General features: G+C 71.6%; 4 protein-coding genes. 2 read left to right on the top strand and 2 right to left on the bottom strand.

The features are described 5' to 3' along the window. Nucleotides 1-165: 165 nt before the first annotated feature. Nucleotides 166-2871 (top strand): pyruvate, phosphate dikinase, encoded by a 2706-nt coding sequence (ppdK, locus tag BKH20_RS12435; RefSeq protein ID WP_075391311.1) that lies wholly within the window; start codon nucleotides 166-168, stop codon nucleotides 2869-2871. 67 nt (nucleotides 2872-2938) lie between these two features. On the opposite strand, the gene BKH20_RS12430 is transcribed toward ppdK, so the two are convergent. Together BKH20_RS12430 and BKH20_RS12425 are read right to left on the bottom strand one after the other, a co-directional pair. Continuing rightward, entirely contained in the window at nucleotides 2939-4399 is a 1461-nt protein-coding gene (locus BKH20_RS12430) for an alpha/beta hydrolase (protein ID WP_075391310.1), read from the bottom strand. Continuing rightward, nucleotides 4392-6938 carry a bifunctional lysylphosphatidylglycerol flippase/synthetase MprF gene (locus tag BKH20_RS12425; protein WP_075391309.1) on the bottom strand — a complete coding sequence of 849 codons (2547 nt, stop codon included), beginning with the start codon at nucleotides 6936-6938 and terminating at the stop codon, nucleotides 4392-4394. Before BKH20_RS12425 ends, BKH20_RS12430 begins: the two co-directional genes overlap by 8 nt. Before the next feature lie 409 nt (nucleotides 6939-7347). Here BKH20_RS12425 and BKH20_RS12420 point away from each other — a divergent pair, with 409 nt between their 5' ends. After that, a complete protein-coding gene (locus BKH20_RS12420) occupies nucleotides 7348-9336 on the top strand; it encodes a hypothetical protein (protein WP_075391308.1) in 1989 nt (662 codons plus the stop codon).

Here is a 9336-nt window from a genome sequence, read left to right as displayed (position 1 = left end):
GGCGTCGGCGGGCGCGCCGGGAGGAGGCGCGCTGGAGTCGGCGTGTTTGGTCTAGGACTGAAGTCACACTAGAGTCATATCGTGAACGACGCGTCGCCGCGTCACGCCTGCATCAGGACGATCTGAGGCAGACCCGAGAACGACCCGAATCAGAAAGGGGCATCGATGCCCAGGTACGTGTACCGCTTCAGCGAGGGTGACAAGGACCAGAAGGATCTCCTGGGAGGCAAGGGAGCCAACCTGGCGGAGATGACCCGGCTGGATCTCCCTGTTCCCCCCGGCTTCACCATCACCACCGACGCCTGCCGCGCCTACCTGGCCAGTGGCGAGGTCCCCGAGGAGCTCTCGGTCCAGGTCACTACCGCCCTGCGCGGCGTGGAGGAGGAGCTGGGGCGCGAGCTCGGCGCCGCCGAGGACCCCCTGCTCGTCTCAGTGCGAAGCGGCGCCAAGTTCTCCATGCCCGGCATGATGGAGACCGTCCTCAACATCGGCCTCAACGACGTCTCCGTCAAGGGCCTGGCCGCCGCCAGCTCCGATGAGCGCTTCGCCTGGGACTCCTACCGCCGCCTCATCCAGATGTTCGGCAAGACCGTCCTGGACATCGACGGCGACCACTTCTCCGACGCCCTGGAGGCCAAGAAGGATGCGCGGGGCGTCTCCATGGACTACGAGCTCCCCGTGGACGCCCTCCAGGAGCTGGTGGAGGAGTACAAGGCCATCGTCAAGGAGCACGCGGGCATCGACTTCCCGCAGGACCCCCGCTCCCAGCTGGACATGGCCACCGAGGCCGTCTTCCGCTCCTGGAACACCGAGCGCGCCCACATCTACCGCCGCCGCGAGAAGATCCCGCACGACCTGGGCACCGCGGTCAACGTGTGCACCATGGTGTTCGGCAACATGGGGGAGACCTCCGGCACCGGCGTGTGCTTCACCCGTGACCCCTCCACCGGGCGCACCGGCGTCTACGGCGACTACCTGATCAACGCCCAGGGCGAGGACGTCGTCGCCGGCATCCGCAACACCCTGTCCCTGGCGGACCTCGAGCGCCTGGACAAGGCCTCCTACGACGAGCTGCGCTCCATCATGCACCGCCTGGAGACCCACTACCGCGACCTGTGCGACATCGAGTTCACCATCGAGCGCGGCAAGCTGTGGATGCTCCAGACCCGCGTGGGCAAGCGCACCGCCGCGGCCGCCTTCCGCGTGGCCACCCAGCTCGTCGACGAGAAGCTCATCACCATGGACGAGGCCCTCACGCGCGTCTCCGGCGAGCAGCTCACCCAGCTGATGTTCCCCCAGTTCGACGACGACTCCAGCCGCGACCTGCTCACCCGCGCCATGCCCGCCTCCCCGGGCGCCGCCGTGGGCTACATCGCCTTCGACAACGACGAGGCCGTCTCGCGCGCCCAGAAGGGCGACTCCGTCATCCTCGTGCGCCGCGAGACCAACCCCGACGACCTGCCCGGCATGGTCGCGGCCGCCGGCGTGCTCACGGCCCGCGGCGGCAAGACCAGCCACGCCGCCGTCGTCGCCCGCGGCATGGGCAAGACCTGCGTGTGCGGCGCCGAGGCCCTCGAGGTCGACGCCGCCGCCAAGACCCTGCGCATCGCAGGGCGCAAGGAGGTCCTCACCAGTGAGGACGTCATCGCCATCGACGGCACCACCGGCGAGGTCTTCCTCGGCGAGGTCGGTGTCGTCGACTCCCCGGTCATGACCTACCTGCGACGCGGCCTGGACGAGGCGCTCGAGGCGGCCGGCGACGACGACACCCGCGAGCTCGTCACCGCCGTGGACCGCCTCATGGGCCACGCCGATGAGGTCCGCCGCCTCCAGGTGCGCGCCAACGCCGACACCCCCGACGACGCCCGCCACGCCATCCACCGCGGCGCCCAGGGCGTGGGCCTGTGCCGCACCGAGCACATGTTCCTGGGCGAGCGCAAGCAGCTCGTCCAGAACCTCATCCTGGCCTCCTCCGACGCCGAGCGCGAGGCCGCCCTGGCTGCCCTCCTGCCGCTTCAGAAGGGCGACTTCATCCAGATGTTCGAGACGATGAACGGCAAGCCCATGACGGTGCGCCTCATCGACCCGCCGCTGCACGAGTTCCTGCCGGACCTGACCGAGCTGAGCATCAAGGTGGCCGTCGACCGTGAGCGCGGCGAGCTGGACCCGGCCGACGAGGAGCTCCTGGCCGTGGTGCGCAAGAGCCACGAGGCCAACCCGATGCTCGGCCTGCGTGGGGTCCGCCTGCTGCTGACCATGCCGGGACTCATCGAGCTCCAGGTGCGCGCCATCGCCGAGGCCGCCGTCGAGCGCCTCAAGGCCGGCGGCGACCCGCACCCCGAGATCATGATCCCGCTCATCGGGTCGGTGCGTGAGCTCCAGCTGGCGCGCGAGCGCGTGGAGCACGTGCTGCAGGAGGTCTCCCAGGCCTCCGGCTACACGCTCGACTTCCCGGTGGGCTGCATGATCGAGCTGCCGCGCGCGGCCGTCACCGCCGCCCACATCGCCGAGGAGGCCGACTTCTTCTCCTTCGGCACCAACGACCTGACCCAGACCACGTGGGGCTTCTCGCGCGACGACGTCGAGGGCTCCTTCGTGGGCCGCTACATCGATGACGGCATCTTCGGGGTCTCGCCCTTCGAGACTGTCGACGTCGACGGCGTGGGCGGCATGGTGCGCCTGGGTGTCGAGGGCGGCCGGTCCACCAAGCCGACGATGAAGATGGGCGTGTGCGGTGAGCACGGCGGGGACCCCGAGTCCATCGGCTTCTTCCACCGGGTGGGTCTGGACTACGTCTCCTGCTCGCCCTTCCGGGTGCCGGTGGCCCGCCTGGAGGCCGGGCGCGCCGCCGTTAAGGACAAGGCTGAGTAACCGAGTAACCGGGTAACCGGCTAGCGAGGTCCGCAGACCAGTAGTGTCTCGTGGGGCCGGGCTGGGATCAGGAGACAGGCGACGGCGAGGCGATGCCCAGGCGCCCGCCCAGCCAGTCGACCTGGTCGGCCAGCGCCGGCCCCCACACGGCCCAGGTGTGGGCGCCGTCGTACTGGCGGGTGCTCACGGTCATTCCGGCCTTCGTGGCGGCCTCGGTCAGGACGGGCACGGCCCCGCGGTAGCCCTTGTCCTGGCGGCCCACCGACACGATGCCGGCGATGCCGTCGTAGCGGCCGGGTGGGGCGGCGGACATCAGGGAGATCGGATCGTTGGCCTCGTAGGCGGCACGGTCTCCGCCGAAGCCCTCGGAGATGGTGCGTTCCACGCTGCCCAGCGTGGGGTGCTCCTCGGCACTGATGGCCAGGAAGGTGCGGTAGACGCCTGGTGAGCGGGTGACGACCTGCATCGCGCAGGTGCCCCCGTTGGACAGGCCGGCCACCGCCCAGTGGGCGGGGTCGTCGTCGACCTGCAGGTTCGCCCTGATCCAGGCCGGGACGTCCTTGTCCAGGTAGGTGGCCACTTTGCCGCCGGCCTTGGTGTCGGAGCACAGGGGATTGGCGTACGGGCTGCCCAGGAGGTCGGCGACGACGACCACCGGGGCCAGGCCGTGGTGGTCGGCCGCGTAGGCGTCCATCGTGTCCTTCAGGTTCCCGAGCTCGAACCAGTCCGACGGGCTTCCCGGCTGCCCGGTGAGCAGGACGAGGACCGGCAGGGCCGGGCGCTGTGAGCTCAGGTAGGCCGGCGGCAGGTAGATGAAGGCCCCTCGCGGCGTGAAGCCCTTCGTCCCGGACTGGTCGCCGGCCGGGATGTCGGCGGTGACCGCCTCACCGCGGGCGGGCATGTCCGACGGCGGCCTCCAGGTCTCCTCCAGCGTCCCGTGGCCGCGCACGGGTGCCGGCGACTGGGCCGCGGCGCCCTGCAGACGGTTGAGTGGTGTGGTCGCCACCCCGTAGCCCAGGACCGATGCCAGGGTCGGGTAGGAGGCGAAGAAGGTGTTGATCGCCAGCAGCGAGGAGGCCACCACGGCTACGAGGCTGGAGGCGGACTCCGTGGCGCGCACCAGGCGGCGGTTGCGTGAATGCACCGCCTGGTGACGCCCCTCGGTGCGGTTGCCGGTGACCAGCTGGGCGATGACGAGACCGATGACTCCCACCCAGGTCCACACGAACCAGCCGACGCCGTCGGCGATGGGATGCCAGATGACGTCCACGACCAGCCAGGAGGTCACTGCGCTGGCCGCTGCGGCGCCGGGTACGACGAGCTGGCGAGACCAGGGCAGGTAGCGGGTGCGCCGCCACCACAGCCAGGCGATGACTACCGCGGCAACGACCGCGCAGGCCGTCCCCAGCCAGGGCTGGAGGATGTGGACGGCCTTGAGAGCGCCCACGACGCCGTCCGAGGCCTGCACGTCGGCGGTGCTGCCGGCAGTGGCGGCGTCGGGCGCACCAGCACCGCCGACCTCAGTCACGGTTCATCAGCACCTGGGCGAAGCGTGCCGTCTGAGAGGGCTTGAGACCGGGCAGGTAGGCCCGGGCGATGGCGATGCCCACGGTGGGTAGGTCCACCAGATCGGGAACCGCCAGGTACATGGGCACGGAGCGCGGCTTGAACTTGCGCTTGTAGGCGTGCAGGGAGCTGAATCCGTAGGCCGGCTCCAGCACGGAGGCCAGCAGGTTCAGGAGCGGGTCGAAGCGTGAGGAGGATCCTCCGTCGGCTGGTGCGGAGCGGGACAGCGGCGCCCCGGACAGGGACAGGATCTCCAGGCCCTCGGCCTGAGCGTCCTGGGCGGCGCGCCCGATGAGGTACTCCATGACGGGGCGGAAACCGCCCTCGCGGCGTCGCATGAAGTCCAGGGTCAGGCCGATGACGCGCCCGTCGCGGTAGACCGGCAGCCAGGAGGTGACGCCCTGGACGGTGCCGTCGGCGTCAATGGCCAGCAGCAGGCGAGTCTCGGCGTCGTCGAGCTCGGCCAGGCCGCCCAGGGTGAAGCCCATCTCCGGCAACGGCTTGTCACTGGCCCAGGCCTGGGAGATGGCCCGGATCTGGTCGCGCCGGCCGGCCGGGCAGTCGCGGAAGGTGGTCCACACCGCCTCAACGCCCTCCTTTTTGGCGTGGTTGAAGGCGGTGCGTACGTCCTGGTAGGCCTTGCCGCGGAAGGCCAGGTCCGGCAGGTCCAGGACGGCCTCCTCGGCCACCTGCAGGATCGTCCAGCCCATGGCGCGAGCGGCCTCCATCGCCGGGGCGTGCACCGAGTACAGGGCCGGGATGAGTCCGGCGTCGGTGGCGAAGTCGGCGAAGTCGCGCACCGCCTGGGCCACGTCGGCGTCGTCGGCGGCGGGGTCCCCGACCGTCAGGGCGACGTCGCGGCTGGGCCGGTAGGAGAAACCGGCCGTGCCCGCCTCGTTGACCCAGGCCTCGTTGCCCTGCCAGGTGAGCATCCACCCCAGGGTCCCGGCGCCGCGGCTGCGCACCAGGTCGACGAGCTCCTCGCGGTCGGAGACCCGGGTGCGGGCGGGAGCGGACTGGGCCAGCCATACCCACAGGATCGTCAGGAGCCACACCAGGACCGGCACCCACGCGGTGAGCAGGTAGGCCAGGGGCGTCAGGGGCGTGACGATCAGGCTCATGATGCCGCCGGTGCTGATGGGCAGCAGGTAGGACACGTAGGTCTCCAGCAGGGCGGGCCAGGTCGCGTAGGGGGAGAAGTCATGAGACATGAGCAGGCCCCCGGCGACGGTCAGGACCGCCCCACCCAGGAGGGTCAGGATCCAGGCGACGACGGCGCGGTGGATGACGCCCGGGCGCGAGCCCAGGGTGAAGCGCCTCCTGGTCCACACCACCAGGCTGATGACCACGATGTTGAGCAGCAGCGGCACCAGCAGGTGCCCCGAGCGCAGCCAGCTGTGCAGGAGCCGGGCCGTGGTGGGACCGGACTCGGGCAGCTGCTCGCCGATCTTCTCCACCAGGGCGAACAGGGCCGCGCACACCCCCAGGAAGAACTGCAGGGTGATGGTGCCGTAGGCCGCTGATCGACGCCCGCGGCGCAGGCCGTCGGCCAGGACCAGCTGCAGGAGCGCCGGCATGCACATCAGGAGCTGCTCGACGGGGTAGATGACGGCGTCCTTGGGCAGGATGGCGGGGGTCAGCCCGTAGCGGGCGTCGGCCAAGGGGCCGGCGGCGTTACTCACCACCGCCAGGGCGCAGCTCACGGCCCAGCAGGCCACCAGGAAGGCCACGAGCTCGCGCTCCGCACGTCGGGGCAGCTCCTGGGAGGGGGCCGTCTGCTGCCCGCGTTCCAGGACGATTCCCATGATGAGGCCGATGACGCCGGCTCCCAGACGGGCCAGCGCGCCCACGGTTCCGGTCACGGCGGCCGAGACGATGAGAACGGCGAAGGTCGCCAGGCGCGTGCGCCGTCGCCAGGACGGGCGCATGACGCTGGTGGAGGCCGCCACCAGGCCGGCGGTGGGCAGGCTGATGCCCTGGATCGGGGGGTGGACGAGGTAGGGGGACCAGGCCTCCCACACGCGGCCGATAAGGGGGTAGAGCGCCTGGGCCAGGACGATGCCGCCGGCGCAGGAGACGGCGGCGGTGGCCAGCCACCGTCGCGTGCCCAGGAGCCGCTCCAGCAGCACGCCGACGGACAGCAGCATGAGGCTTCCGGTCACCGGCAGCAGGTGGCCGGGGACCGCCCAGGCGGTCAGCAGGGTCCACACCCGCTGGGGCTGGTCGATGTAGGCGGACAGGGCGATCTGCCCCCGGGGCCCCCAGGGCAGCAGGGCGATGCTGATGACCAGGGTCAGCACGGCGCAGGTGGTCGCGGCCGGCGCCGAGGCCAGCCAGGTGCGCGTGGCCCGCCAGGCTCGGTGCGCGTAGGCGCTCAGGTGCGAGGGCCGCGATGCGGGGGCCGCAGGCGAGGACGACGGTGATGGGGCGGAGGAGGGCGCCGGGGAGGGCGCGAGCTCGGGTGCGTCCGGGGGAGTCGTGGTGGACGAGTCCGACGGCATGAACGCTCCTCAGGCGGTAGGTGATGGGAGGCTGTGGTGCGAAAGGGGTGGAGGGGCTCCCGTCGGGAGCCGACCAGCCGACATTCTTATCCACTTCCCGGCCATCCTCATCCACCTCGAGGCGGATGCGACCATGAGACCGGTCTCTCCAAGATTCAGGGACAACCCTAGGAGATAACCTCGATCTAGGTGTGCTGTCGCAGTTTTCTCACTGTGCGCGGACTGATGTGATGGGGTGGCGACCCACTGCTCGTTGCCGTCATGAGATAGTCTGCCGTGTGCTGGCGGTCGTGACAGGATGGCTGGGCACTGTGTTCGTGGGTGACTCGACTGTGAGCCGTCCATGTGCGTGCTCACCTGTGCTGGGGGCCATCGCGGAGCAGGACGACGAGGAAAGGCGGCCCCATCCATGGCCATGTACGAGCTCGACGGCAACCACCTCCTGCCCGTGCGCCTGGGTCGCTCCGCTGACGCCATCACCCTGTCTCACAGTCTGGTCGCCATCCAGCGTCAGATCGTCGACGTCCTGCGCCGTCCGCTCTTCCCCCTGTCGTGGGAGGAGCTCGAGACCGGAGCGAGCCTGACCGCCCTGGACGCCACCGGGCAGGTCGTCGTCGTCGAGGTCCTGGAGAGAATCGACTCCACGGGGCTGCTGGCCGCCATGTCGCGCCTGACCCAGGCCGCCACCGCGGGCCGCCGCGAGATCGCCAGCAGGTACACCGGCGGGCTGGGGGCCTTCAGCCAGGACTGGAACGAGTTCCGCGAGGCAATGCCCGCCCAGGCCGAGGCCGGACCGCGGCTGACGATCCTGAGCGCCTCCCTGGAGCCCGACGTCGTCGGAGGGCTGGGAGTACTGGCCTCCTCCGGGCTGGAGATCCACGAGGTGGACGTGCGCATCGTGGACGAGTCGCGCATCGTCGTCGTGGTGGAGAAGATCTCCGGGCTGGATGTGGCCGCCGGGGGACCGCTGCTCGTGGCCCGTGCGCCCCGCCCGGCCCTGGCCGGTTCCGCCTCCGCCGGTTCGAGTGGCTCGCGGGCCGTTGACGCCACTGAGCAGGCCGAGCACATGAGCCCGGTCACCGGCCCCATCGAGATCGTCATCCCCACCGAGCCGGCGCATGCCCCCGACGCTGAGGGCGCTGATGACACCGGCGCCGCCATTCCGGCGGGAGCCTTCGCCGCAACGGGTGCCGCCGACGCGCTCTCCGAGCTGTTCGAGCCGGTGGCCGTCACCGCCGAGCAGCCCCAGGTACATGCCCCCTCCGCCCAGGGCGGGGACGAGGCCCAGCCCGAGGAGCCCGCCGAGGCCGACGACGCCCAGCCTGCCGGACAGGCCGTGCCCGAACCGGATGAAGACGCCGCCGAGCCCCCTGCCGACGACGCCCACGTCTCCACCCCCGCGCAGGGCCCGACCCAGGACGCCGCTGACGCCGCCCCCGATGACACCACGACCGATGCCGACCGCGGTGCCGAGGCCACGGCGAGCCGGCCCGAGCCGGGCCCGGAGAGCTCCGACGACGCTCCTCAGGCTCCCGCCGCGTCCGAGCCCGCGGACCGCCCCGGCGACTCCGACCACGACCCCGGCGACAAGCCCTCTGCCGACGACGTCGGCCACCCGGGCCGCCCCGACTCCACCGATGACCCCAGTGCCGGGCAGCGGGCCATCGCCGCCCTGGCCGGAGGCGTGGACATCCTCGGCGGGAGCAGCCTGTCCGGGGGGAGCGGCTCAGCGGCGTCGGCCGGCTCGGCGCCTTCCTCCGTTCCGCTCGCCGCCGCCGATGAGACGCGCGATACCGCAGGAGCCCCGCAGATCGGCGATGCCCCGAGCCGGCCCGGTTCGCGCACGCGCATGGGGCGGCGCTCGCGGGCGGCGCGCTCTGAGCATGATGCCTCCTCGGCCGCGCCGGCCGCGCAGTTAGACGCCTCGCGCGTCTCCTCCGGCGGCGGGCACTCGGTGCGGGCCGCGCAGGCCTGGTCCACCGTCGCCCCCAGCGAGTCCCGCCCGGAGGCGCCCACCGGCGCGGTGCCGCTCGTGTCCTGGGAGCCGCTGCGCGGGTCGGCCGACGCGCTCGACCCGGTGGCCGAGGCGCTGGGCGGGGACCCCTCGAAGTCCCTCCAGGTCCAGGAGACCGCGGAGCTGGCGGCCGTGGCGGCCTCGCTGGGCGAACCGACCCAGATCGTCTGGCAGCGGCTGCGTCGAGGCATCTACCACGAGGCGATCCTGTCGGTGGAGGGCGTCATCACCCTGTCCGACGGGCGCTCCTTCACCGACCCGACGTCGGCCGCCAACGCCGCCCAGGCAGTCACCGACGCCGACGGCTGGCGCGTGTGGCGCGTGGGGGTGCACGGCCCCCACCTGGGGGACCTGCGCGACAACCTGGCCGACCGCAGCTTCTGA

Source organism: Actinomyces oris (assembly GCF_001937445.1).
Lineage (GTDB): Bacteria > Actinomycetota > Actinomycetes > Actinomycetales > Actinomycetaceae > Actinomyces > Actinomyces acetigenes.
The sequence above is the reverse complement of the archived record's forward strand: the minus strand, read 5'-3'. Positions and strand labels throughout refer to the sequence as shown.